Annotated in this window: 1 pseudogene; it reads right to left on the bottom strand. The window is 70.7% G+C overall.

What is annotated here, in order from left to right:
• Positions 1 to 205, bottom strand: a pseudogene (locus tag D5084_RS18710) (IS30 family transposase); the annotation flags it as partial.

Raw genomic sequence — 205 nt, forward strand, 5'->3', positions numbered from 1 at the left:
AGAGCGGTTGGACGCGCCCTTCAGCAGATCGCCCTCCCAATGCCCGGGCACGAGGCGGGCGTCGACCTCTTCGGGCCGGTGGATAATCTTCAAGGTTTCCGGGACGATGGAACTGCCGCCCCCAGGCCTGCGCCCGATCCCCCGCCCGAGGCCGCGTCGGTGCTTGCCCTGGCGCAACGCCTCGACCAGCGCCGCCTTCAACCCG

Source organism: Tabrizicola thermarum (genome assembly GCF_003574395.1).
Classification (GTDB): domain Bacteria; phylum Pseudomonadota; class Alphaproteobacteria; order Rhodobacterales; family Rhodobacteraceae; genus Tabrizicola; species Tabrizicola thermarum.